This window comes from Streptomyces sp. NPDC051662 (assembly GCF_040681655.1).
Classification (GTDB): domain Bacteria; phylum Actinomycetota; class Actinomycetes; order Streptomycetales; family Streptomycetaceae; genus Streptomyces.
Window position 1 is genome coordinate 172351 of record NZ_JBFAZD010000014.1, and the last position, 23848, is coordinate 196198.

Sequence of the window (23848 nt, forward strand, 5' to 3'; positions counted from 1 at the left end):
GTTCCGGGCGTCAGAGTGGCCGCGCGCGGTGTCAGGCCGCCGCGCGGATGCGTCGCGTCAGGCGCCGCAGCTCCGCAGAAAACGGCGCGTGCGCGCGGCGATCGGGAACGGCTTGTCGGGAGGGCAGGGATACATGTCCTGTTCGACGATGGCGAAGAGGTCCACATCCAGCCGCCGCGCCGCGGCGAGCACCGGTTCAAGCGCGGGAACCCCGCCCGGCGGCTCGCACATCACCCCGCGCCCGACCGCCGGCCCGAACGGCACCTCCTCCGCGACGACCCCGGCGAGGATCTCGGGGTCCACCTGCTTGAGATGGAGATAGCCGATCCGCTCCCCATAGGTCTCGATCAGTTTGACGCTGTCGCCACCGCAGTAGGCGTAGTGCCCGGTGTCCAGACAGAGCGAGACCAGATCGGGATCGGTCGCGTCGAGGAAGCGGCTGACGTTCTCCTCGCTGTCGATATGGGTGTCGGCGTGCGGATGGACGACGATGCGCAGCCCGTACCTGTCCCGCACCTCGCGGCCGAGCCGCTCGGTCCCCGCCGTCAGATCGCGCCACTGCTCCGCCGTCAGGGTGCGGCCCTCCAGTACCTCGCCGGTCTTGTCGTCGCGCCAGAACGACGGGATGACGACCAGATGGTCCGCGCCCATCGCCCGGGTGAGCGCGGCGATGTCCGCGACATGCGCCCAGGTCTTCTCCCAGACGGCGGGGCCGTGATGCAGCCCGGTGAAGACGGTTCCGGCGGAGACCTTCAGCCCGCGCTGGGCGGTCTCCTCGCCCAGCCGGACGGGATCGGAGGGGAGATAGCCGTACGGGCCGAGTTCGATCCATTCGTAGCCCGCCTCGGCGACCTCGTCGAGGAAGCGCTGCCAGGGAACCTGCTGAGGATCGTCGGGAAACCACACGCCCCAGGAATCGGGGGCCGACCCGACCCGGATGCGGTTGGACGTGGGTACGGAAGAGGTCATACCGGTCAGCTTTCCGGCCGTCCGGAAAGAGTGTCAACCCCTAGGTCCGAATGTAAGGACAAAACGTTGACAGGGCTCCGGGGCGGCATTAGACCTGGGGGTGACGTGGACGTGGGAGTGACGTCGGAGTGACCGCCGAACCGAAGGGACGCGCATGCCTGAGCCGTACGACGTCATCACCATGGGCCGGATCGGGGTGGACCTCTATCCACTGCGGACCGGGGTCCCGCTGGCTCAGGTCGACACCTTCGGGAAGTTCCTCGGCGGCTCCGCGACGAATGTCGCCGTGGCGGCGGCTCGGCTCGGCCGGCGTACCGCCGTCATCACCCGTACCGGCCGGGACCCGTTCGGGGACTATCTGCACCAGGCGCTGCGGGAGTTCGAGGTCGATGACCGCTGGGTGACGGCGGTGGACGCGTATCCGACCCCGGTCACCTTCTGCGAGGTGTTCCCCCCGGACGACTTCCCGCTCTACTTCTACCGGCTGCCCAAGGCCCCCGACCTGGAGATCCACCCGGGCGAACTGAACCTGGACGCCATCCGTTCTGCCCGTATCTTCTGGATGACCGGCACCGGCCTGTGCGCGGAGCCCAGCCGTACGGCGACCCTCGCGGCGCTGGAAGCGCGCGGAAAATCGGGGATCACCGTCTTCGATCTCGACTGGCGGCCGATGTTCTGGCCGGACGGTGCGAAGCCGGGCGCTCCGGAGCCGGAGGGCACGGAGCCGGGCGCGGTGTACGCGCGGGCCCTGCGCCACGCCACCGTCGCCGTGGGCAATCTGGACGAGTGCGAAGTCGCCGTGGGCGAGCGTGAACCCCATGCCGCCGCGCGGGCGCTGCTCGCCGCCGGAGTCGAGCTGGCCGTCGTCAAGCAGGGTCCCAAGGGCGTGCTCGCCGTCCATCGGGACGGCAGCCGGGCCGAGGTGCCGCCCGTCCCCGTCGATGTCGTCAACGGACTCGGCGCGGGGGACGCGTTCGGCGGCGCCCTCTGTCACGGACTGCTCGCCGGCTGGGATCTGGAGCGCGTCATGCGGTACGCGAACGCCGCCGGGGCCATCGTCGCGGGCCGCCTCGCCTGCTCCTCCGCGATGCCGTACGACGAGGAGGTCACCGGGACGCTCGCGGCCGGGCGGGTCGTCGCGGGGGATCCTGCGGCCTCCGATCCTGCGGCCTCCGCCGTGGCGCCGTCCACCGCGTCGTCCACCGAGCCGTCCGCGGTGCGGTCTTCGGTGCGAGCCCCCGAGGCCCTCTCGTGAGCGGCGTCGATGTGCCCGAGCTGGTCCGGCTGCGTACGTACCACCCCGAGGCCGTCGCCGAGGCCGCCGCCCGCCGTACCCGCCGCCCCCTGCTGCGCGCCGGCGGCCGGCTGATGATCATCGCGGCGGATCATCCCGCCCGCGGCGCCCTGGCCGTCGGGGACCGGCGCCTCGCCATGGCCAACCGCGCCGATCTGCTGGAGCGGCTCTGTCTGGCGCTGTCCCGCCCGGGTGTCGACGGCGTCCTGGCCACCGCGGACATCCTCGACGACCTGTTGCTCCTCGGAGCCCTGGAGGACCGCGTCGTCATGGGTTCGATGAACCGCGGCGGGCTGGCCGGCGCCGCGTTCGAACTCGACGACCGCTTCACCGGGCACCGCCCCGAGGACCTCGCCAGGCTCCGCTTCGACGCGGGCAAACTGCTCCTCCGCATCGACTACGAGGACCCGCGCTCCCTCGACACCCTCCACTCCACCGCCCGCGCCGTCGACGCCATGGCGGAACGCCGGCTGCCGGTCTTCGTCGAGCCGTTCATCTGCTACCGCGCGGACGGCAGGCTCCACACCGATCTGGGCGCGGACGCGGTGACGCGCTCGATCGCCATCGCCTCCGGACTGGGCGGTACCTCGGCGTACACCTGGTTGAAGGTTCCCGTTACCCAGGACCCCGACGATATGGCCCGGGTGATGGAGACCTCGACACTCCCGGCCGTCCTGCTGGGCGGCGAGATCGGGGGCGATCAGGAGGGCGCGTACGAGAAATGGCGCAAGGCGCTGCAACTGCCCACCGTCCGTGGGCTGGTCGTCGGCCGTTCGCTGCTCTATCCGGTCGACGGGGACGTGGCCCGTGCCGTCGATACGGCCGTGGGTCTGCTCTAGGGGGTACGGAGACTTCATGACGACCAACCACGAACCGTACGGCCGGTACGTACCCGCCGGCAGCGCCGCGTCGGGACCGTACGCCCTCGACATCGATCCGCGGCGGGCAGGCTGGTCACACAGCAGTCTGCGCGTCCTGGAGCTTCCGCCCGGCGGCACACACGAGCTGGCCGCCGGGGACAGTGAGTGGATCGTTCTTCCGCTCACCGGCGGTTGCACGGTGAGCACGCAGGGCAAACTGTTTGAACTGCGGGGCAGGGAAAGCGTGTTCAGCGGAGTCACGGACTTCGCGTACGTGCCGCGTGATGCCCACGCACAGATCGCCTCCGGTGCGGGAGGCCGCTTCGCCCTGGCAGGAGCGAAGTGCGAGCGACGACTCCCCGCTCGCTACGGCCCCGCGCCGGAGGTTCCGGTCGAACTGCGCGGCGCGGGCGGCTGCTCGCGTCAGGTCAACAACTTCGGCGCGGCGGGGGTCTTCGCGTGCGACCGGCTGATCGCGGTCGAGGTGCTCACCCCGGGCGGCAACTGGTCGTCGTACCCCCCGCACAAACACGACGAGTACCGGCCGGGCGTCGAGTCCGAGCTGGAGGAGATCTACTACTTCGAGATCGACGGCGACGGCCTCGGCTATCACCGGGTCTCGCCGTCCCGGCCCGGCGGGACGGATGTCCTCGCGGAGGTCCGTACGGGCGACACGGTCCTGATCCCGGACGGCTGGCACGGCCCGTCCATCGCCTCGCCGGGCCGGGACATGTACTACCTCAACGTGATGGCGGGGCCGGGGGAGTCGCGGGAGTGGCTGATCCGCGACCACCCCGACCACGGCTGGATCAGGGATACGTGGCCGGGGCTGGCCGTCGACCCCCGGTTGCCGCTGTACGAGGCGGCATCGGCCGAGCCGGAAGGCACGGCCGCGGGGCCCGGGGCACCGGCATCCGCGGAGCCCGGGGCACCCGCATCCGCGGAGTCCGAGGCCGCGGCCGCAGGAACTGGGGCCGCACCCGCGGCTGAGGAGGAATCCCGATGAGTACGCGTCGTCTTACCGTCGCCCAGGCGCTGATCAGCTTCCTGTCCCGGCAGTACACCGAGCGGGACGGCCACAAACAACGTTTGATCAACGCCACTTGGGGCATCTTCGGCCACGGCAACGTGGCGGGTATCGGCCAAGCCCTTGTCGAGTCCGCCTCGGAGATGAGGTACTTGCAGGGACGCAATGAGCAGGCCATGGTCCACGCCGCCGTCGGCTATGCCCGCCAGAGCAACCGCCTGTCCGCCCATGCCGTGACCACCTCCATCGGTCCCGGCGCGACCAATCTCGTCACCGGAGCGGCTCTCGCCACCATCAACCGCCTCCCCGTGTTGTTGCTCCCCGGTGACACCTTCGCCACCCGTCCTGCCGACCCCGTCCTGCAACAGCTCGAACTGCCCAGCGCGGGCGACATCACCGTCAATGACGCCCTGCGGCCCGTCTCCACGTACTTCGACCGTGTCACCCGCCCCGAGGCGCTGATCCCGGCCGCGCTCGCCGCGATGCGCGTGCTCAGCGACCCCGCCGAGACCGGGGCCGTCACCCTCGCCCTGCCCCAGGACGTGCAGGTGGAGGCGTACGACTGGCCGGAGGAGTTCTTCTCCGAACGCGTCTGGCGAGTCCGCCGTCAGGCGCCCGATCCCGACGAACTCGCCGAGGCGGTACGGCTCGTACGGGAAGCCCGCCGTCCCCTGCTCGTCGCGGGCGGCGGAGTGCACCACAGCGCGGCAGAGGATGTGCTCGCCACGTTCGCCGAGGCGACCGGGATTCCGGTCGCCACCACCCAGGCCGGCAAGGGCTCGCTGCCGTACGACCACCCCTGCGAAGTCGGCGGCATCGGCCACACCGGCACGGCCACCGCCAATGAACTGGCCAGGACCGCCGATCTGCTGATCGGCGTCGGCACCCGCTGGTCGGACTTCTCCACCGCGTCCGGCACGCTCTTCACGAACCCCGCCGTCCACTTCCTCAATCTCAATGTCACCGGTTTCGACGCCCACAAGCTCGCGGCCGACCCCCTGGTGGCGGACGCCCGAACAGCCTTGCAACTGCTCGCGGCGGGGCTCGTCGGGCACCGCGTCGCGCCCGCCTACGCGACCGAGTACACCGAGGACAAGGAGCGCTGGGAGTACCGCGTCGCCGCGGCGTTCACCGCCGACGAGGATCTCGTACGCCCCACCCAGGCCCAGGTCCTCGGCGCGTTCGACGCCCTGGTCAGCGACGAGGACATCGTCATCAACGCGGCCGGATCGCTCCCCGGCGATCTCCATAAGCTGTGGCGGGCCCGCTCCCGTGACCAGTACCACGTCGAGTACGGCTACTCCTGCATGGGGTACGAGATCCCGGCGGCCATCGGCGTGCAGCTCGCGGCGCCGGGCCGGCCGGTCTGGGCGCTCGTCGGCGACGGTACGTATCTGATGAACCCCACCGAGATCGTCACGGCGGTCCAGGAGCGGCTGCCCCTCAAGGTGGTGATCCTCCAGAACCACGGCTACGCCTCCATCGGCGGCCTGTCCGAGACGGTCGGCGCGGAACGGTTCGGCACGGCCTATCGTTTCCGGGCCTCCGACGGGACCTACACCGGCGCCCCGCTGCCTGTCGATCTCGCTGCCAACGCGGCCTCCCTCGGCCTGCGGGTGATCCGTGCCAAGACTGTTCGTGACCTGCGTGAAGCCCTGGCCGAGGCGCGTGCCGCCGACGTTCCCACATGTGTCTATGTGGAGACCGAAACGGCAGACACTGTGTCGGGCGTCCCTCCGGCCCAGGCGTGGTGGGATGTCCCCGTGGCCGAGACCGCGACGCGTCCGTCCGCGGTCAAGGCCCGTGAGCAGTACGACCGGCACGTAGCCGCCCGCCGCCGCCAGCTGTGAAGGAGCTCAACGGAATGAAGACCGTCAACCACTGGATCGGTGGCAAGACCGTCGAGGGCGCGTCGGGCAACTGGGGCCCGGTGACCGACCCGGCGACCGGCGCCGTCACCACACAGGTCGCGCTCGCCTCCGCCGAGGAGGTGGACAGCGCGGTCTCCGCCGCGAAGGCCGCGTACGCCACCTGGGGAACCTCGTCCCTCGCCCAGCGCACGGGCATCCTCTTCCGCTACCGCGCGCTGCTGGACGCCCGCCGCGACGATATTGCCGCCCTGATCACCGCGGAGCACGGCAAGGTGCACTCGGACGCGCTCGGCGAGGTCGCCCGGGGCCTGGAGATCGTCGAACTGGCCTGTGGGATCACCACCCAGCTCAAGGGCGAGCTGTCCACCCAGGTCTCCAACCGCGTCGATGTCTCCTCGATCCGCCAGCCGCTGGGCGTCGTCGCGGGCATCACGCCGTTCAACTTCCCGGCGATGGTGCCGATGTGGATGTTCCCGCTGGCGGTCGCCTGCGGTAACACCTTCGTACTCAAGCCCAGCGAGAAGGACCCCTCGGCGGCGAACCTGCTGGCGGAGCTGGCCGCCGAGGCCGGGCTGCCCGATGGAGTGCTGAATGTCGTGCACGGCGACAAGGTCGCGGTGGACGCGCTGCTCGTCCACCCGGATGTGGCAGCGGTCTCGTTCGTCGGCTCCACCCCGATCGCCCGCTATATCCACACCACGGCCGCCGCCAACGGCAAGCGCGTCCAGGCGCTCGGCGGCGCCAAGAACCACATGCTGGTCCTGCCGGACGCGGACCTCGACGCCGCCGCGGACGCGGCGGTCTCGGCCGCCTACGGCTCCGCCGGTGAGCGCTGCATGGCGATCTCCGCGGTCGTGGCGGTGGGCGCGATCGGCGATGAACTGGTCGCCAAGATCCGTGAGCGCGCCGAGAAGATCAAGATCGGCCCCGGCGACGACCCGGCCTCCGAGATGGGCCCGCTCATCACCAGGGCCCACCGCGACAAGGTCGCCGGCTATGTCACGGGCGCGGCCGCCCAGGGCGCCGAAGTCGTCCTGGACGGTACGGGGTACACGGTCGAGGGCTTCGAGGAAGGCCACTGGATCGGGCTCTCGCTGCTGGACAGGGTCTCCACCGACTCCGACGCGTACCGTGACGAGATCTTCGGCCCGGTGCTGGTCGTGGTGCGTACGGAGACATACGAGGAGGGCGTCGACCTGATCAACGCCTCCCCCTTCGGCAATGGCACGGCCATCTTCACCCGCGACGGCGGCGCCGCCCGCCGCTTCCAGCTGGAGATCGAGGCCGGCATGGTCGGGGTGAACGTACCGATCCCGGTCCCCGTCGGCTACCACTCCTTCGGTGGCTGGAAGGACTCGCTCTTCGGCGACCATCACATCTACGGAAACGACGGTGTGCACTTCTACACCCGCGGCAAGGTGGTGACCACTCGCTGGCCGGACCCGTCCGAGGCTCCGGCGGGCGTGGACCTCGGGTTCCCGCGCAACCACTGACACACCGCTCCCGGCCCACCACTCCCGGTCCTGATCGCAGCCGTGGCCCGTACGACGTCCCCCGTCGTACGGGCCACCGGCGTATCCCGCGCGCTTCGGGTCACCGGCCGGTTGATGAAGTCTTTGCCCATGGCCTGATCGGGACTCTCCCTCGCGCCGACGACACGGCCACGGCCCTGGTACGCCCCCGTATCCCGGTCCAGAGCAATTCATTACCTTTCGCGGCGTACGGCTGAAAGTGCCCGGTTCGCGTAACCGGGTATCGGACGGCCGCGTTGACCGGGCGCAGTCGTATGACTCACGCTCGTAATATAGGTGCTGGATACAACTGATCTGGCCCGGTGCCCCGTCCTGCCGTGAACCCCAGGCTTGTCCACGGTCTCTGACCTGCGCTCCGGCCTGGGATCGGAAGCAGGAGGACACACATGTGTGGCATCACCGGCTGGGTCTCCTTCGACCGTGATCTGCGTTCCGCGTCCGACACATTGGATGCGATGACGGAAACCATGGCCTGTCGGGGCCCCGACGACCGCGGCACCTGGATCAGCGGCCCCGCGGCCCTCGGCCATCGCCGACTGGCGATCATCGACCTGCCGGGCGGGCGTCAGCCCATGACGCTCGACACCCCGCAGGGCCCCCTGGCGCTCGTCTACTCGGGCGAGACCTACAACTTCACCGAACTACGGCGCGAGCTGACGGACCGGGGCCACCGGTTCATCACCGACTCCGACACCGAGGTCGTCCTGCACGGCTATCAGGAGTGGGGCGAGGCGGTGGCGGAACGGCTCAACGGCATGTACGCCTTCGCGATCTGGGACGGCCGCACCGACACGCTCGTGATGATCCGCGACCGGATGGGCATCAAGCCCTTCTACTACTATCCGACCCCCGACGGTGTGCTGTTCGGCTCCGAACCCAAGGCGATCCTCGCCAACCCGCTCGCCCGCGCCCGGGTCCGGCTGGACGGGGTGCGTGAACTCTTCTCCTTCGTGAAAACGCCCGGCCACGCCGTGTGGGACGGAATGCACGAGGTCGAACCCGGCACCGTACTGACCCTGAACCGCGCCGGACTGCGCCGACGGCTCTACTGGTCGCTGGAGACCCGGCCGCACACGGACGACCGTGACGCCACGGTGGCGCGGGTACGCACCCTCCTCGACGACATCGTGCGGCGCCAGCTCGTCGCGGACGTACCGCGCTGCACGCTCCTCTCCGGCGGCCTCGACTCCTCCGCCATGACGGCGCTGGCCGCGCGTCAACTGGCCGAGACCGGCGAGCGGGTCCGCAGCTTCTCCGTCGACTTCCTCGGCCAGACCGAGAACTTCGTCGCCGACGAACTGCGCGCGACCCCGGACGCCCCGTACGTCCACGACGTCGCACTCGCGTCGGGCACGGAGCACCAGGACATCATGCTCGACTCGCACGCCCTGGCCGATCCCGAGGTACGCGGCCGGATGATCAGGGCCCGCGATCTCCCCATGGGCTTCGGCGACATGGACTCCTCCCTCTACCTTCTCTTCCGGGCCATCCGGAAGCACTCGACCGTCGCGCTCTCCGGCGAATCGGCCGACGAGGTCTTCGGCGGCTACCTCCAGTTCTTCGACGAGGAGGCCAGGCACGCCGAGATGTTCCCGTGGCTGGTGCGCTTCGCCGACCACTTCGGCGACGACGCCGACGTACTGCGCGCCGATGTGAGCGCGGCCGTGAATCTGCCGGAGTTCCTCCGCGAGAGCTATGTCACGGCCATCGCCGACATCGAACGCCTCAGCGGGGAGAGCGACTTCGAGTACCGGATGCGCAAGATCTGCTACCTCCACCTGACCCGTTTCGTGCGGATCCTGCTGGACCGCAAGGACCGCGCGAGCATGGCGGTCGGCCTGGAGGTCAGGGTGCCGTTCTGCGACCACCGGCTCGTCGAGTACGTCTACAACGCCCCGTGGTCCCTGAAGTCCTTCGACGGCAGGGAGAAGAGCCTGCTGCGGGAGGCGACGGCCGACCTGCTGCCGAAATCGGTGTACGACCGGGTGAAGAGCCCCTATCCGTCCACCCAGGACCCGAAGTACGCCGTCGCCCTCCAGGAACTCGCCAAGGACCTGCTCTCGCAACCGTCCCACCGGGTCTTCGACCTGGTGGACGCCGACCGCGTCCGACAGGTGACGGAGCGCGACACCCCCCAGATCACCCAGGCTTCGCGCCGTGGCCTGGAGCGCACGCTGGACCTGGCGATCTGGCTGGACATGTACAACCCGGAGATCACTCTGACCTGAAAGGCCCGCCCGCTGGAATCGCCGGCTCCGCGGGCGGCTCCGGCCCCATCCCATCCCTTTTCCGTCGCCTCGGTAAGGTTCCGCATACCGCGTCTGGTGTACGGCGACGCTGTCCGTACTACCCGGGGAGACGTTCGAGTTCCGACCGGTGTCACCACGGGCGGGGCCGGGGCCCGTTTAGGGTTCAATCATGGAGCTACGAACCCCCCGCCGGTTTCGGCCGCGCGCGCGATGGCTCGCGAGCCTTGGCGTCGCCGCCGTGCTCGTCGGAGCCGGGACCTGGACCGCCGTCGCCTCGGACGGTGCGCCCGCCGTGCACCGCACGGATCAGGTGCTGTCGATGGACGGTGCCCGGATCGACACCTCGTACTTCACCGCCGGCAGCGGGCGGCGGCCGGCGGTGCTCGTCGGGCACGGTTTCGGCGGCAGCAAGGACGACGTACGAGGCCAGGCCGAGAAGCTCGCCCGGGACGGATACGCGGTGCTGACCTGGTCGGCGCGCGGTTTCGGGAAGTCGACCGGTGAGATCGGGCTCAATGACCCCGATCACGAGGTCAAGGACGTCTCCCGGATGATCGACTGGCTCGCCGCCAGGCCCGAGGTGCGTCTCGACGCGAAGGGCGATCCCCGGGTGGGGGTGACCGGCGCCTCGTACGGTGGTGGCGTCTCGCTGCTCGCCGCCGGATACGACAAGCGGGTCGACGCGATCGCCCCGCTGATCACGTACTGGAACCTCGCCGACGCGCTCTTCCCCAACGGCGTCTTCAAGAAGCTCTGGGCGGGGATCTTCTTCTCCACCGGCGGTGGCTGTGAGACGTTCCAGAAGGAACTCTGCGACATGTACCAGCGGGTCGCCGTCTCCGGTACGCCGGACGAGGCCGCCCGTAAGCTCCTGGAAGAGCGCAGCCCGTCCGCCGTCGGTGACCGTATCGATGTGCCCGCGCTGATCGTCCAGGGCCAGACCGACTCACTCTTCCCGCTCGGCCAGGCCGACGCCATGGCGAAGGCGATCAGCGCCAATGGCGCACCCGTCGACGTCGACTGGATGGCGGGCGGACACGACGGCGGTGACCGCGAGAACGCCCGGCTGGAGGGCCGGATCTCGTCCTGGTTCGACCGCTATCTCAAGGACGACAAGGGCGCGGACACCGGACCCGCGTTCCGTGTCAGCCGGACCGGAGGTATCGACTCCACCGACGGTCAGGCCCTGTTGCGGGGCGCGAGCAGCGACCGCTACCCCGGCCTGGAGAGCGGCACCACCAGCGTCCCGCTCAACGGCGGCACGCAGACCTTCGCCAACCCGGCCGGCGGGAGCCCGCCCGCCATCTCCGCCGTACCGGGCGTCGGCGGCGGACTCTCCCAGCTCTCCTCGCTCGGCGTCGGGCTCTCCCTCGACTTCCCCGGACAGCACGCGCGCTTCGACTCCGCACCGCTCGACCGGTCACTGCGGATCACCGGCTCGCCGACCGTCCGGGCCACCGTCACCTCCGACAGCGGTGACGCGGTTCTCTTCGCCAAGGTGTACGACGTCGGGCCCGACGGCCGCCAGCAGGTGCTGCCCTCGCAGCTTGTCTCGCCCGTACGGATCGAGGACGCGCGCGAGGGCAGAACGGTGGAGCTCACCCTGCCCGCCGTGGACCATCAGGTCGTGCCGGGGCACCGGCTCCGTGTCGTCCTCTCCGCCACCGACCTCGGCTATGCCTCCCCGGCGGTCCCGGCCACCTACCGGGTCTCCGTCGACGGCCCGCTGACCGTACCGACCGTGCCCGCGCTCACCACCGGATCCACCGCACTGCCCTGGTGGACCTGGGGGCTGCCGGCCGCCGGCGTACTGATCGCGGCCGCACTGCTGCTCACCGCCCGGCGCCGCACCAGCGCGCCGGCGCCCGATCCCGCGCTCGCGGAGGTGCCGCTGCGGATCACCGAGCTGACGAAGCGGTACGCCGGGGCCGCCGACCGCTACGCGGTCCGTGATCTCTCCTTCCAGGTCGAAAAGGGCCAGGTCCTCGGCCTTCTCGGCCCGAACGGCGCCGGCAAGACCACCACCCTGCGCATGCTGATGGGGCTGATCAGCCCCGACGCGGGCGAGATCCGTGTCTTCGGGCACGCCATCAGGCCGGGCGCTCCGGTGCTCTCCCGGGTCGGCTCGTTCGTCGAGGGCGCGGGCTTCCTGCCGCATCTGTCGGGCCGGGCCAACCTGGAGCTGTACTGGCAGGCCACCGGACGCCCCGCCGAGGACTCCCATATCGAGGAGGCCCTGGAGATCGCCGGGCTCGGCGACGCCCTCGCACGGGCCGTACGCACCTACTCGCAGGGCATGCGCCAGCGGCTCGCGATCGCCCAGGCCATGCTCGGCATGCCGGATCTGCTGATCCTCGACGAACCGACCAACGGTCTCGACCCGCCCCAGATCCGCGAGATGCGGGACGTGATGATCAGATACGCGGCCGGTGGCAGGACCGTGATCGTCTCCAGTCACCTCCTCTCCGAGGTTGAGCAGTCCTGTACGCATCTGGTCGTCATGCACCGCGGACAGCTCGTCCAGGCCGGTCCGGTCGCGGAGATCACCGGTGCGGGCGACACCCTGCTCGTCACCACCGCCGAGAAGGTGCCGGAGCCGGTCGTCGAGAAGATCGCCGCGCTGGCGGGTATCGGCTCGGCGGTCCGCGCGGACGACGGACTCGGTCTGCTCGTACGGCTCGACGGGGCGAGCACCAACGCGCTGGTCACCGAATTGATCCGGCTGGATGTCCCGCTGACGGGTGTCGGACCGCACCGCCGCCTGGAGGACGCGTTCCTCACCCTGATCTCAGGAGGCACCGCATGAGCGCGCTGACGGAATCGGCCCCCGGCTACCGGGCCCGGCGCACCCTGCCGCTGCGGGTCGAGGCGCTGCGCCAGCTGAAGCGCAGACGGACGCTGGCGATGGGAGTCCTGCTCGCCGTCCTGCCCTTCATCCTGATCGTGGCGTTCGCGATCGGCGGCACCCCGGGCGCGGACGGCGAGAACAACCGGGTGACCCTGATGGACACCGCGACCGCCTCCGGCGCCAACTTCGCGGCCACCTGCCTCTTTGTCTCCGCGGGCTTTCTGCTGGTGGTGCCCGTGGCGCTGTTCCACGGGGACACGGTCGCCTCCGAGGCGAGCTGGTCCTCGCTGCGGTATCTCCTCGCCGCGCCCGTGCCACGCGCCCGGCTGCTCTGGAGCAAGCTGGCGGTGGCGCTCGGTATGAGCGCGGCGGCGATGCTGCTGCTGCCGCTGGTCGCCCTGGCGGCGGGCACCGCGGCCTATGGCTGGAAGCCACTCGAACTGCCGACGGGCGGCTCCCTGGCCACCGCCGAAGCGGTGCCCCGGCTGGCGCTCGTCGTGGCGTTCATCTTCGTCTCCCAACTGGTGACCGCGGGCCTCGCCTTCTGGCTGTCCACCAAGACCGACGCACCCCTGGGCGCGGTCGGCGGGGCGGTCGGGCTGACGATCATCGGTAACGTGCTGGACGCCGTGACGGCGCTCGGTTCCTGGCGGGACTTCCTTCCGGCGCACTGGCAGTTCGCCTGGGCGGACGCGCTCCAGCCGCAACTGGAGTGGAGCGGCATGGTGAAGGGCGCGGCGATCTCAGTGACTTACGCCGTGGTGCTGTTCGCGCTGGCCTTCCGGGGCTTCTCGCGTAAGGACGTCGTTTCGTAGCCGCTGAGGACGCCGTTTCGTAGCCGCCCGGCAGAGTCATCCCCTTCTGGATCCCCCTTCTGGATCCCCTTCTAGATCCACCCCCTTCGAGCCGCTTCCGCACCCGCCCGGAAGCGGCTCGTCGTGCCGAGGGCGGTGAGCAGATCGCCCACCCGACGGCTGTAGGTACGGCTGGACATGCCCAGCCGGGTGGCAGCCGTCTCATCGGTGAGACCAGCGAGCAGCGCCTCCAGGACGGGCCGCAGGTGTCCCGGCAGACCTCCGGGCGAGGGGAGCGCGGCGGTCGGCAGCTCCTCACCCGTGTCCCACCATGTCTGGTGCGTACGGACCAGGGCCTGGACGACCACCGGATCGCGGATCAACAGCAGCCCGTGGTAGTGGAGTTGGAGATCGAGAGGGACCGCGGCGACCGAGCGGTCCACCAGGACCATCTTGAACGGGATGGAGTCCGTCTGTCTGGCCCGGCCCGGCAGGTCCCGGGGGAGTGGATACGCGAGCCCGGCGAGCCCATGGCGCGGCACGATCCTGCGGACGCCGACCGCGCTGGACCGTCCGCGCGCTCTGCCTCCCGGGCCGCTGTCGTGCCAGTTCTGCTCACCCGCGGCACGCACACAGGCACCGGCGAACTCAAGGAACTGCTCCGGGATGCACTGGCCCAGACAACTGCCCGGGTCGTCGAAGATCAGCAGCTCCCGGCGGGCGGACCGGACCAGTGCCGTCAGTGTCGCCGTCACTTCCCGCACACCCTGGATGGGGCGGCCGGGCGGATGGGGCGTGTCCACCACGTCCTCCCGCGCTCCGCCCACCGGTAATGTCGACCTGTTGAGCACAGAACCCGAAACCTCTGCCACGGCTGACCACCCCCGCCATCCCCTCGGAGCCGTACGCCACTCCATGTACGCACATCATTGCTCACCGTGACAAGTGCTGGTACGGAGAGTGGCGACTCCATGCCAGAGCTTCCGCAATCGGCCCATACTCCCGCAGTCTGGGTGATCGGCGGCGATCGAACCGGTGTGATCGAGAAGCCCCCAAGAACCCTGCCCAGCCGGCCTTTACGTGCGCCATGATGTGCGCATGGCCACTCTGCTGCTCGCTCTCGCCGCGATCTCCACGGGTCTGTTCGCGGGGTACTTCCTGATCTTCCAGACCGGCATCATGCCCGCCCTGGGGCGGTTGAACGACGAGCAGTTCGTCGCGGCCATGCGCCGGGTGAACGAGTACGTGCCCCGCCCGGTCTTCCTGCTCACCTTCCTCGCCGTGGTGGCGTTCCCGGCCGCGGCGCTCGCCATACCCGTCGACGGGCGCTCGGACACCCAGCGCTGGCTTCTGGTGGCCGGACTGGTCTGCGCCGTCCTCAATCATCTGGTCACCATCGGCGGGAACGTACCGCTCAACAACGCGCTGGCCTCGGCCACTTCTTCACCCGACGGTGTGGCGCGCGCGGCCTTCGAGTCCCGGTGGAACACCTTCCACCTCATCCGCACGCTCTTCTCCGTCGCGGCCTTCGCGCTGGTGGTCGGCGCCGCTCTCTCGTAACCCGCCGCGGGCCCGGGCGGGTCCGGCCGGCCCAGTCCGGGTCGGCCCGGCCGGACCGACCCGACCGGCAGACCCCTGTACTGCCGGTCGGGACCGGCGACAACCCGCGGCCCGACGCGTCGTTCAGATGCCGGACCCGTGACTCAGCGGGAGCATCGCCCATACCGTGCGCCCCACCCCACCCTCGCGGGATCCGACGCCCCACGCCTCGGCCAGACTCTCCACCAGCAGCAGGCCACGCCCGTTCTCCGCGCGGAAGTCGGGGCTGCGGGGGCTGGGTGCCCCGTCCCGCGCGCCCTGGTCGTGGACGTCGAGCCGTACATGCTCGGCCAGGAGCCGCACCTCACAGCTGATCAGCGTGCTGGCCGTATGGAGCACGGCATTGGTGAACAGTTCGGAGACGACGAGGACGGCGACATCGCACAGATCCGTGTGCAGTCTCCACCGCTGAAGCTCATCACGGAGCCAGTGGCGCGCTCTGGAGACGGAGTCCCGTCGGCTGGGGAGCGTGAAGGCGCTTCTGTACGCGGGGTGCCGACCGTGTTCGCGCAGGTCGTGTCCGTACGCCTCGTGCCCGTATGCCTCGTGCTCGTACGCCTCGTGCCCGGGCGCCTCGTGTCCGCAGGTGCCGTGCCGGTACGCCTCATGCCCGTAGGCGTCATGACCGTAGGTGTCGTGACAGTGCGTACGTGCGCGGAGGCCGGGGCCGGGGCCGGTTCCCTCGTCCCGTCGGCTGACCGAGGCACACCAGGCACCCCAGGGGTGCCGAGCCCGCACTTGTAACTCCCCGGCGAGAGGCAGGGGTTGCTTGTGTGCACGGTGATCCGTGATGTGAGCCACGCGTTCACTATGAGCGTTGGCGGTCACAGGCCGCAACCGATCGTTCTGATAATTTCACAATGCTCCACATCTCTCTGGTTAGCGCACCACTCACCTGTCAGACTTCATGAGATGAGTCGACGTCAGGAGACCCCACATGAGTGAGGCTCGTCCGGGAACCGCGCCCACCGTCCTCCGAATCGTTCTGGGCAAGCGGCTCGGGGCACTCCGTGAGAAGGCGGGGGTGTCCCGTGAGGAGGCGGCGAAAGTCCTTGATGTCGCTCCGCTGACCATTCGGCGTATGGAGAATTCCGAGGTCAGCCTCAAACTCCCCTATGTCCTGCTGCTGTTGCAGGCGTACGGAGTCACGGAGAGCGAGGCCGAGGAGTTCGCCGAGCTGGTCAAGGTCGCCAACAGGCCCGGCTGGTGGCATCGCTATCGGGACGCGCTGCCCGGCTGGTTCAGCGCGTACATCAGCCTGGAGGACCAGGCCAGTCTGATCAGGACGTACGAACCCCACTATGTGCCGGGCCTGTTGCAGACCGAGGAGTACGCCCGCGGTGTGCTGCGGGCGGGCGCGCACCGTAACGCCGAGGAGCTGGAGCGGCGCGTCGCCCTGCGCGTCAAGCGTCAGCAGCTGCTCACCAAGTCGCACGCGCCCTTTCTGTGGATTCTGATGGAAGAAGCGGTCCTGCGCAGACCCGTCGGCAATCCGGAGGTGATGCGGGCGCAGGTCGACCGGCTGCTGGAAACCACCGAGATCCCCAACGTCACCTTGCAGATCATGCCGTTCGCGATCGGGCCGCATCTCGGGGCGTTCGGACCGTTCCATCTCTTCCGGTTCGATATACCCGAACTGCCCGATGTCGTCTACACCGAGAATCTCACCGGCGCCGTCTATATGGATCAGCGCCCCGATATCGCCGCCTATCTGGAAGTCCTGGACAATATGTCCGCCCGGGCGGCACCCGTTGACGAAACCAGAGCTTTTCTCCTAGGGATACGCAAGGAGCTCTAATGCGGGAGATTTTCAACGGTATGCCGGCCGATGAACTGGGAGCCGATGGCTGGGAGAAGCCGTGGAGCGGCCCCAACGGCGGCAGTTGCGTCGAGACGAAGAAGGTGGACGGCGAGCACGTCGCGATCCGTCAGTCGGCGGACCCGTCGGGGCCGACCCTGATCTGCACCGCGGCCGCCATGGCCGACTTCGTCGCAGGCGCCAAGAACGGTCTCGCCGACTTCCTGCTGTAGTCGCCACCTCCTCCGGGCCCGCCCGGCTACCCCCCCGCCTCCTCGGATACCTCGCCCCCCCAAGAAACCCCACGGCCCCAAAGCCCTCAAACCCCCCACGAGCCAGAAACGGACGGCCCCGCATGACGGACCTCGACCACCCGTCGGTAGACGAGATCGACACCACCAAGCCCCACCCGGCCCGGATGTACGACTTCTATCTCAACGGCAAGGACTACTACGAAGCCGACCAACTGGCCGCGGCGACCGTCGAGTCGGTCTTCCCCACCGTCAAGATCTGCGCGCAGACGAACCGCCACTTCATGCACCGGGCGACCCGCTGGCTCGCGTCCGAGGCCGGCATCCGGCAGTTCCTCGACATCGGTACGGGCATCCCCACCCGGCCCAATCTCCACCAGATAGCCCAGGAGGCCGCCCCGGACGCCCGTGTCGTGTACGTCGACAACGACCCGATCGTCCTCCGGCACGCCGAGGCCCTGATGCGCAGCACGCCCGAGGGCCGTACCGCGTACATCCACGCGGACGTCCGGGAGCCGAAGACCATCATCGAGTCGGAGCGGCTGCGTGACACGATCGATCTGACGCGCCCGGTCGCGCTGTCCCTCAACGCGCTGCTGCATTTCGTGCCGGACGAGTTCCGTCCGTACGAGACCGTCGGGTGTCTGGTCGACGCGCTGCCCTCCGGGAGCTACCTGGTTCTCTCCCACTGCACTCCGGACTTCGCCCCGGAGATGTGGGAGCGAGTGATCGATGTCTACCACCGCGGCGGTATCCCCGCTCAGGTGCGCTCCCGGAGTGACGTCCTCCGTTTCTTCGACGGGCTGGAACTCGTCGAACCCGGCCTCGCGGTGCCGCATCGCTGGCGCCCGGACGGCGAACCGAGGGACGGCGCCACCGATGCGGCGGTCTCCATCTACGCGGGCGTGGCGCGCAAGCCGTAACGGCGGCCGGCACCGCGCACGCCCCGTCCGGTCACATCCACGCGCCGTCCGGTCATACGAACGTTCCCCAGGCGCCGCTCTCCAGACGGGCCAGCGTACGGAGCCCCCGGGCCGTGACGTCGTGTTCGCCATGGTCCGGCCCGTACGCGAGACAGCTCGCGGCGTCGAGCGCGGCCAGGCACGGCAGCGCCTGGCGCTCCGCGTCGGTCAGCGGGCGGCCGTACCCGTGGAAGAACGCGGCGCGCAGATCGTCGCGGTCCTGCCAGGGGCCGCAGGCCAGCCGTACGAAGTCCTGTACGGCGGGGGCGTACCGGGACCGCTCGAAGTCGATGACCGCGAGCTGTCCCGGTGCCTCCCGCGTTGACGTCCGCTGTCCTGGCACCGCCGGGCCGGTCCAGAGGGCGTTGCGTTCCTGGGCGTCGCCGTGGATATGGGCGGGGGCGAGCAGATCGGTCAGTTTCCGTACGTGGTCGGCCGAGCGGCGTACGAGCGCGCGCCGGCTCTCGGACATCAGGTCACGGGCGCGGGCGAGGTGGTGCTCGGCGTCGTCGGCCAGCCGTTCCAGCGCGGCCCGGGCCTCCCGTCGTCCGGCGCCCGGCATCTTGTCCGTGCCGTGCAGACGGCGCAGCAGGGCCCCGAACTGCCGGTGGGCCGAGCGGCGTTCCGGGCCGGGCAGCGCCAGCCGCGATACGGGTGTGCCGGGCACGGCGGTCAGCAGCAGCGCCAGCTGCCGGGGGTCGGTCTCGACGAGCCGTGGGGCGCGGCCGAATCCCAGGGCGGGTACCGCGGACTGGTACCCGAAGGTCTCCCTTTCGTACAACGCGGCACTCGCCGACTGCTTGATGAAGAAGCGCCGGTCGCGACTGCCGGTGACATCCCAGACCCGCGAGGTCTCGCGTGGGTGTGACGCGTCCAGTACGGCGGAGAGGGGGCCGACGACGCGTTCCGCCCAGACTCGTAGCGAGGGCGGCAGGGACTTGTCGTGGGTGTGACTCATGCGCCCCACCTCGGTGACGGTCGTGATGACAGATCCGTGGCGGCCACAACGGGAAGCGCGGGAAGCACCGGAAGCGTGGGAAGCGCCGAAGACACCAGGGATACGGAAGGCGCGGGGAGAGGGACGGGAGCGAGACGGGCGGGGGCGGGAACAGGTCGCATGATTCCTCCGGAGCGCGGGGTGTTGGGGTGGGCGCCCGGACAACGGCCCTGATCAAGGGCGTGTAACGGGGCGCACCGGGGGAATCATAGAACAGACGTTCGATAGATCGGGGATCGCCACGCGGCTTGATCTGCGCCGTTGACGGCCCGGGGGCGAAACGGGAGGCTCGGCGCGGCAGCGACCGACGAGGGCCAATTCGGACCTCGGGTCAGCTGCAGGGGAGGGGTGGAGAACATGGTTGAGCGGAGAGTATCCCGCTGGGCGTCGGCGGTGGCGCTGGTCGCCGCCGGGGCGGTCCTGGCCGTCGGCACGGCGGGTGCGGCCCACGCGGCCGGCGGGGCTCCCGAGGCACCGGCCGCGAGAGCCGTCTCATCGGGGAGTGTCGCGTTCAGCAGCGATCCCACGCCGGAGGAGCAGGAGCGGCTCCGGCAGATAGCCGGCGCCATCTGGAACGACTCGCTGGCCGCCGGCTGGAACATGAACAGCGATGTGGCGGCCGTCCTCTCGACGGCCACCGGTGAAATCCTGAAGTGTTCCGAGGCGTTCGCCCTCGTACCCCGGCCCGCCGGCTTCATTCCGGGGCTGGGCTATCTCGTCAACTACTGGAAGAACCTGCGTGACTACTTCCTCGTGGTCACCAAGGACCGTACGTACGGCGTCTGTGTGAAGGCGACCGCGCTGAACTACCGCTCCGCGATCGAAATGGCCTCGGCGGGTATCTGACGCGTCCTCGGCACGATGGATGGGCGGGCCCGGTCGGCGGGCCCGCCCATCCGAGACGTGCGTACGACGATGTGTGTACGCCTCACCGTACGACACGGTGCGTACGGCGAGGCGTGACGCGCTACTTCGGCGTCAGCACGGTGTCGATGGTGTACACCGTGGCGTTCGCCGTCTTGATGTTCCCGCAGAGGATCTTCGCCGTGTCGTTCACCTTGAACGTCCGGTCGGATCCCGAGGTGGAGAGGGTCGTGCCCTCCCAGGTCGAGAAGACGCCGTTGGGGAGCTGGTCGGGGACGACCTTCTTCTCCGCGACGTGATACTTCACGACCTTCCTGAGCTGCGCCTCGTTGTTCTTGATCTGGTCGAGGTCCGCCGTCGAGAGCTTCTTGAACGCCTCGTTGGTCGGCACGAAGAGCGTGATGTCCTGGGCGGTGTTCAGCCTGTCGGTCAGCCCGGCCTTCTTCACCAGCGAGACGAACGTGCTGAAGTCCGGGTTGTGCGAAATGGCCGTCGCCACCGGCTCCTTGGCCATCTCGACGAAGCTGCCGGCGCCGGTCTTCGGGATCGACGAGCATTCGGGACCGAACGGAACGGCCGGGCTGGGCACCGCGGTCCTGCTCGGCGAGGTGGAGGGGCTGGGCGAGGTGGACGTGCTCGGTGACGTCGACTCGCTCGGCGACGCGGACTCGCTGGGCGACGTGGGCGTGCTGGGGGTCACGGACGCGGTCGGCGGTGTGGGGGTGCCGGGCGTGGAGGGATCCGCGAAGGCCTGGGGTGCCATGACGCCCAGGGAGACCGGGAGGGCCACCACGGCGGCAGCGGCCACGACGGTACGACGGATGCGGGAGGACTTCATGTCTCGATTCCTCTTCCTGTGGGAGGAGGGCCCCGGCTCGGGCCCGGGAGGCGTCGATGGCGGCCGGGGCGGCCGATCCTGCCGGTGGCGCGGGATGCCGGACGGGGCGTTCTCACCGGTCCAGCCTGTCAATCGGTCAAGCCACCGCATAAAGCGTAGCCGTACTGGGTGGATATGGGCATCTTGAGAGGTATGGCCAGGTCAGGCGCGGCCGTCGGCGGCGGATTCACCGTCGGATTCGGATCCGTCGCCGGATCCGTCGCCGGATTCGGATCCGGCGTGAGGACCGGTATCGGCACCGGTATCGGCACTGGTATCGGCACTGGTATCGGCTCCGGTACTGGCACCTGGACCGGCGTGGGCACGGCTCAGCGTCAGTCCGAGCCCGCTCGCCCAGCCGATCGGCTGGAGCACCCAGTAACTCAGCACCCGGTACAGGAGCGTGACGGCGATCGCCTGCTCGGTGCTCAGCCCGTACAGCACGAGCAGCGCCGTGAGGCTCGTCTCGACCACGCCCAGACCGCCCGGTGTGAGCCGCAGGCTTCCGGCGAACTGCGTCAGCGCGTAGACGGCGAGAACGCCGTGCCACGGTACGGCGATCCCGAGACTCCACACGCACGCGACCAGACACGCGAGGTCGAAGCCCCAGTTGAGCACGGCCAGCGACGACGGCCACAGCCACGGGCGTACCCCCGGCCTGGTGGTACGGACCTGATGGCCCAGACGCGACAGCGCCCGCTCGATGTCCCACAGCCGTCGGGAGCGCAGTCCGATCCGCCGCCACACCCGGCGGGCCCGGCGCCTTACCCGGGGAAACCGCGACAGGCCGCCCGCCACGCCCGCCACCAGGACCGCCACGGCGGCGAGCCCGACGACCACCGGCCGCACCCCGGCGACCGGGCCCGATGAACCGGCCGCCAGTACACCTGCCATCAGAAGGACGAAGAGGCTCAGCCCGGACAGCAGCCCCGCGACCACCAGCACGGTCCCGGCGAGGACCTGCCCCGCGCCCCGGCGGCGGAACTGCCGGAACACCCACGCCGCCGCGAACGCCGCCCCACCGGGCAGCGCCCCCGCGATGGCGTTGGCCGCCAGCACGACGGCGCCGACGACCCGCAGCCGGATCCGCGCACCCCCCGCGCGCAGCAGCCAGTGCTGCACGGCCGCCAGACAGCCCAGGGAAGCCGCCTCGAACCCGGCGGCGATCACCAGTCTGGGCAGCCGGACGTCATCGATGAGATGTACGGCGGTGACCAGTTCGTGGCGCCGGGTGAGTGTGACGACCACGGCGGCGGCCACCAGCAGGGCTGACACGACCCACCAGAGCGGACGTACGGACGTGACCGCGGCGGCCAAGGCGTGTCGCGAGGCCCCCTTGTGCCCCCCGGAGCGGCCCGCCACGCTCTTCACGATACGACCCGGCCGGCTCTCCGGCCCCGCCCGTTCTTCCCGGGGCCGCCGCACGGCATGCCGGGATCCGGTCTGCGGCACTGGGCCATTCGGGTGTTGAGCCGAGCCGTCGGCGAACAGTTTCAGCGGGCCTGTCTCCAGCGGCCCGCCGACGACCCCACCCGACGCACGCCCACCCCGGACCCGCGCGTCGTTCATCTCGATGGTCACGGACGACAGTTGGGCGGTGGCCCGTGGACGCCGGACCACCGGGGAGCTGACACCCGGTGATCCGGCATGGCCGTGGGGGGCATGTCACTGAAGTGCGCCGTCCCGGCCGGCCGCATATGTTCGGTGGATTCCCGGAACTGTCACTGACAGTTGGGAATTCCGGGGGTGAGATTTTCGAGCTTGAAGCCGACGATCCACCTGTTCGGCTGGCCCTCAAGCTGGTACCAGGTGTATCCGCCGCCGCGGCCCTTGCACTTCAGATGCACCGTCTCCGTGTTGTAGATCAGCCCCCACTCCTCGGCGTCCAGGTGCTTGGCCTTGTGGACATTCGCGTTCTGGGGACCCTTGATGACGCCGGTGTACTCCACCCGCGGCGGCTCCATGGCACCGCGCGTGGCTCCGGAGTCGGAACCCTCTGTCTGTACGGCGGAGGCGATTCCCGTGCCGCCTACCGCGAGTACGGCGAGAACCGCGAGGACACCGGCCTTGCTACGCAATCTACGCATGCTTCCCTCATTCTATTGACGGGGGAATTTCCCCCGGGTCCTTTATGGCACCCCGGAAAGCGTGTCGGGAAGGGGGAGAGAACGCATGTCATCCGTACGAGTACACGACACCTGTGAATACGGCGTTCACGCGAGGAGAAAGCTCCGGCGTGCGCCGGGAATCAATCTGACATTTGGCATTGCCTCGCCAAATGAATACGTAATCCGCTACGCATAATGTGATTCATTCGCCATGGCTCACGCAATCATGCCGGGTGTCACGGCACGGGGGACGGAGAGCGGCGGGGAGCGGCAGGGGCGCGGGCGCCGGGCGCGCCGCCTTCGAGCAGACGTCGGGGGAAGCGGGGGCTCTGTCGCGGGACCCGGTCCTGATGGTGTCGGGACCAGGTCCCGGTGGTGTCGGTAGGTGGCGGCCCGGTCGGGGGCGGCCTGCCGGGAATCCGGCCCGGTGGCGATGGCGTCCCGGACAGCCCACGGGCGCGCGGCCGGCCGGGGTCGCGGCCCGGGGTTCGGCGGGGTCGCGTAACGCCCCGGGTGCCGGTAGCCCCGGGTGCCGGTATCGGTGGTGCCGGTGCTTACGCCAGCGCTACGCCGTACCCGCTAAGGTGCCTCTGACCTGCGGAAAGGCCCTCCCTTGGGGAGGGCCGTGCACCGCGCGTAGAAAAGCGCCCCCGGCAGGACTCGAACCTGCGGCCAAGTGCTTAGAAGGCACCTGCTCTATCCACTGAGCTACGGGGGCCGGGTGGTGGCCTCGGTGACCTGAAGCCCTGGTTGGGTGGTTCCGCGACCTTGCCGGGACAAGGATAGGGCTCCGATCACCTTGACCCGGTTGCTTCACGCCCGTGGCACGTTGTGGAGGTTCAGTGAAGCGAACCGATAATCGCAGGCAGGTGCGATTCACGCATCGCTTTTGGCCCTCGGCGCCCCGGGTGTTGTGCAGTCGTTATGCCTGTGCCCCACTCGTCCCGT

General features: G+C 69.7%; 20 protein-coding genes and 1 tRNA gene. 13 read left to right on the forward strand and 8 right to left on the reverse strand.

The window, feature by feature from the left end; translation table 11 throughout:
- Positions 1-57: 57 nt before the first annotated feature.
- The gene (locus AB0M67_RS24015; RefSeq protein ID WP_365748495.1) at positions 58-969 is read right to left on the reverse strand and encodes a sugar phosphate isomerase/epimerase; all 912 of its coding nucleotides are present in this window, start codon (positions 967-969) and stop codon (positions 58-60) included.
- A 154-nt stretch (positions 970-1123) separates the two neighbouring features.
- On the opposite strand from AB0M67_RS24015, the gene iolC reads away from it, so the two are divergent.
- The 8 genes from iolC to AB0M67_RS24055 all read left to right on the forward strand — a co-directional run bounded on the left by iolC (position 1124) and on the right by AB0M67_RS24055 (position 13465).
- Entirely contained in the window at positions 1124-2224 is a 1101-nt protein-coding gene (iolC, locus tag AB0M67_RS24020) for a 5-dehydro-2-deoxygluconokinase (RefSeq protein WP_365748496.1), read from the forward strand.
- Positions 2221-3102, forward strand: coding sequence for a deoxyribose-phosphate aldolase (locus AB0M67_RS24025; protein WP_365748498.1), 882 nt, complete (start codon positions 2221-2223; stop codon positions 3100-3102). Before iolC ends, AB0M67_RS24025 begins: the two co-directional genes overlap by 4 nt.
- Positions 3103-3118: 16 nt before the next feature.
- A complete protein-coding gene (iolB, locus tag AB0M67_RS24030) occupies positions 3119-4129 on the forward strand; it encodes a 5-deoxy-glucuronate isomerase (protein ID WP_365748500.1) in 1011 nt (336 codons plus the stop codon).
- Positions 4126-6000 carry a 3D-(3,5/4)-trihydroxycyclohexane-1,2-dione acylhydrolase (decyclizing) gene (gene iolD / locus AB0M67_RS24035; RefSeq protein WP_365748502.1) on the forward strand — a complete coding sequence of 625 codons (1875 nt, stop codon included), beginning with the start codon at positions 4126-4128 and terminating at the stop codon, positions 5998-6000. The genes iolB and iolD overlap by 4 nt, the downstream gene beginning before the upstream one ends.
- 14 nt (positions 6001-6014) lie before the next feature.
- Positions 6015-7514 carry a CoA-acylating methylmalonate-semialdehyde dehydrogenase gene (mmsA, locus tag AB0M67_RS24040; protein WP_365748504.1) on the forward strand — a complete coding sequence of 500 codons (1500 nt, stop codon included), beginning with the start codon at positions 6015-6017 and terminating at the stop codon, positions 7512-7514.
- 425 nt (positions 7515-7939) lie between these two features.
- A complete protein-coding gene (asnB, locus tag AB0M67_RS24045) occupies positions 7940-9781 on the forward strand; it encodes an asparagine synthase (glutamine-hydrolyzing) (protein ID WP_365748506.1) in 1842 nt (613 codons plus the stop codon).
- A 259-nt stretch (positions 9782-10040) separates the two neighbouring features.
- Positions 10041-12608, forward strand: coding sequence for an alpha/beta fold hydrolase (locus AB0M67_RS24050; RefSeq protein ID WP_365748575.1), 2568 nt, complete (start codon positions 10041-10043; stop codon positions 12606-12608).
- Positions 12605-13465, forward strand: coding sequence for an ABC transporter permease (locus AB0M67_RS24055; RefSeq protein ID WP_365748508.1), 861 nt, complete (start codon positions 12605-12607; stop codon positions 13463-13465). The genes AB0M67_RS24050 and AB0M67_RS24055 overlap by 4 nt, the downstream gene beginning before the upstream one ends.
- A 71-nt stretch (positions 13466-13536) precedes the next feature.
- On the opposite strand, the gene AB0M67_RS24060 is transcribed toward AB0M67_RS24055, so the two are convergent.
- The gene (locus tag AB0M67_RS24060; protein WP_365748510.1) at positions 13537-14247 is read right to left on the reverse strand and encodes a DNA-binding response regulator; all 711 of its coding nucleotides are present in this window, start codon (positions 14245-14247) and stop codon (positions 13537-13539) included.
- A gap of 295 nt (positions 14248-14542) precedes the next feature.
- Between AB0M67_RS24060 and AB0M67_RS24065 the strand changes: the two genes are divergently transcribed.
- On the forward strand, positions 14543-15004 hold the full coding sequence (locus AB0M67_RS24065; protein WP_365748511.1) for an anthrone oxygenase family protein: 462 nt from the start codon (positions 14543-14545) through the stop codon (positions 15002-15004).
- Between the two features lie 123 nt (positions 15005-15127).
- Here AB0M67_RS24065 and AB0M67_RS24070 read toward each other — a convergent pair whose 3' ends face one another.
- Complete coding sequence (locus AB0M67_RS24070; protein WP_365748513.1) at positions 15128-15781, reverse strand: ATP-binding protein; 654 nt, start codon at positions 15779-15781, stop codon at positions 15128-15130.
- A gap of 199 nt (positions 15782-15980) precedes the next feature.
- Between AB0M67_RS24070 and AB0M67_RS24075 the strand changes: the two genes are divergently transcribed.
- From AB0M67_RS24075 to AB0M67_RS24085, 3 genes are all read left to right on the forward strand, one after another.
- Positions 15981-16841 carry a helix-turn-helix transcriptional regulator gene (locus AB0M67_RS24075; RefSeq protein ID WP_365748515.1) on the forward strand — a complete coding sequence of 287 codons (861 nt, stop codon included), beginning with the start codon at positions 15981-15983 and terminating at the stop codon, positions 16839-16841.
- Positions 16841-17074, forward strand: coding sequence for a DUF397 domain-containing protein (locus AB0M67_RS24080; RefSeq protein WP_030352492.1), 234 nt, complete (start codon positions 16841-16843; stop codon positions 17072-17074). Before AB0M67_RS24075 ends, AB0M67_RS24080 begins: the two co-directional genes overlap by 1 nt.
- A 122-nt stretch (positions 17075-17196) precedes the next feature.
- Complete coding sequence (locus AB0M67_RS24085) at positions 17197-18015, forward strand: SAM-dependent methyltransferase (RefSeq protein ID WP_365748517.1); 819 nt, start codon at positions 17197-17199, stop codon at positions 18013-18015.
- A gap of 52 nt (positions 18016-18067) precedes the next feature.
- On the opposite strand, the gene AB0M67_RS24090 is transcribed toward AB0M67_RS24085, so the two are convergent.
- Positions 18068-19012 (reverse strand): phosphotransferase, encoded by a 945-nt coding sequence (locus tag AB0M67_RS24090; RefSeq protein WP_365748519.1) that lies wholly within the window; start codon positions 19010-19012, stop codon positions 18068-18070.
- Between the two features lie 396 nt (positions 19013-19408).
- Between AB0M67_RS24090 and AB0M67_RS24095 the strand changes: the two genes are divergently transcribed.
- Positions 19409-19897, forward strand: coding sequence for a hypothetical protein (locus AB0M67_RS24095; protein WP_365748520.1), 489 nt, complete (start codon positions 19409-19411; stop codon positions 19895-19897).
- A 121-nt stretch (positions 19898-20018) separates the two neighbouring features.
- Here AB0M67_RS24095 and AB0M67_RS24100 read toward each other — a convergent pair whose 3' ends face one another.
- The 4 genes from AB0M67_RS24100 to AB0M67_RS24115 form a co-directional block, all read right to left on the reverse strand.
- On the reverse strand, positions 20019-20753 hold the full coding sequence (locus AB0M67_RS24100; protein WP_365748521.1) for a fasciclin domain-containing protein: 735 nt from the start codon (positions 20751-20753) through the stop codon (positions 20019-20021).
- A gap of 201 nt (positions 20754-20954) precedes the next feature.
- Positions 20955-22154, reverse strand: a complete 1200-nt coding sequence (locus tag AB0M67_RS24105) for a YbhN family protein (RefSeq protein ID WP_365748523.1) — start codon at positions 22152-22154, stop codon at positions 20955-20957.
- Between the two features lie 359 nt (positions 22155-22513).
- On the reverse strand, positions 22514-22879 hold the full coding sequence (locus AB0M67_RS24110; protein ID WP_365748525.1) for a hypothetical protein: 366 nt from the start codon (positions 22877-22879) through the stop codon (positions 22514-22516).
- 666 nt (positions 22880-23545) lie between these two features.
- Positions 23546-23618: transfer RNA gene (locus tag AB0M67_RS24115), tRNA-Arg, on the reverse strand.
- Between the last annotated feature and the right edge of the window lie 230 nt (positions 23619-23848).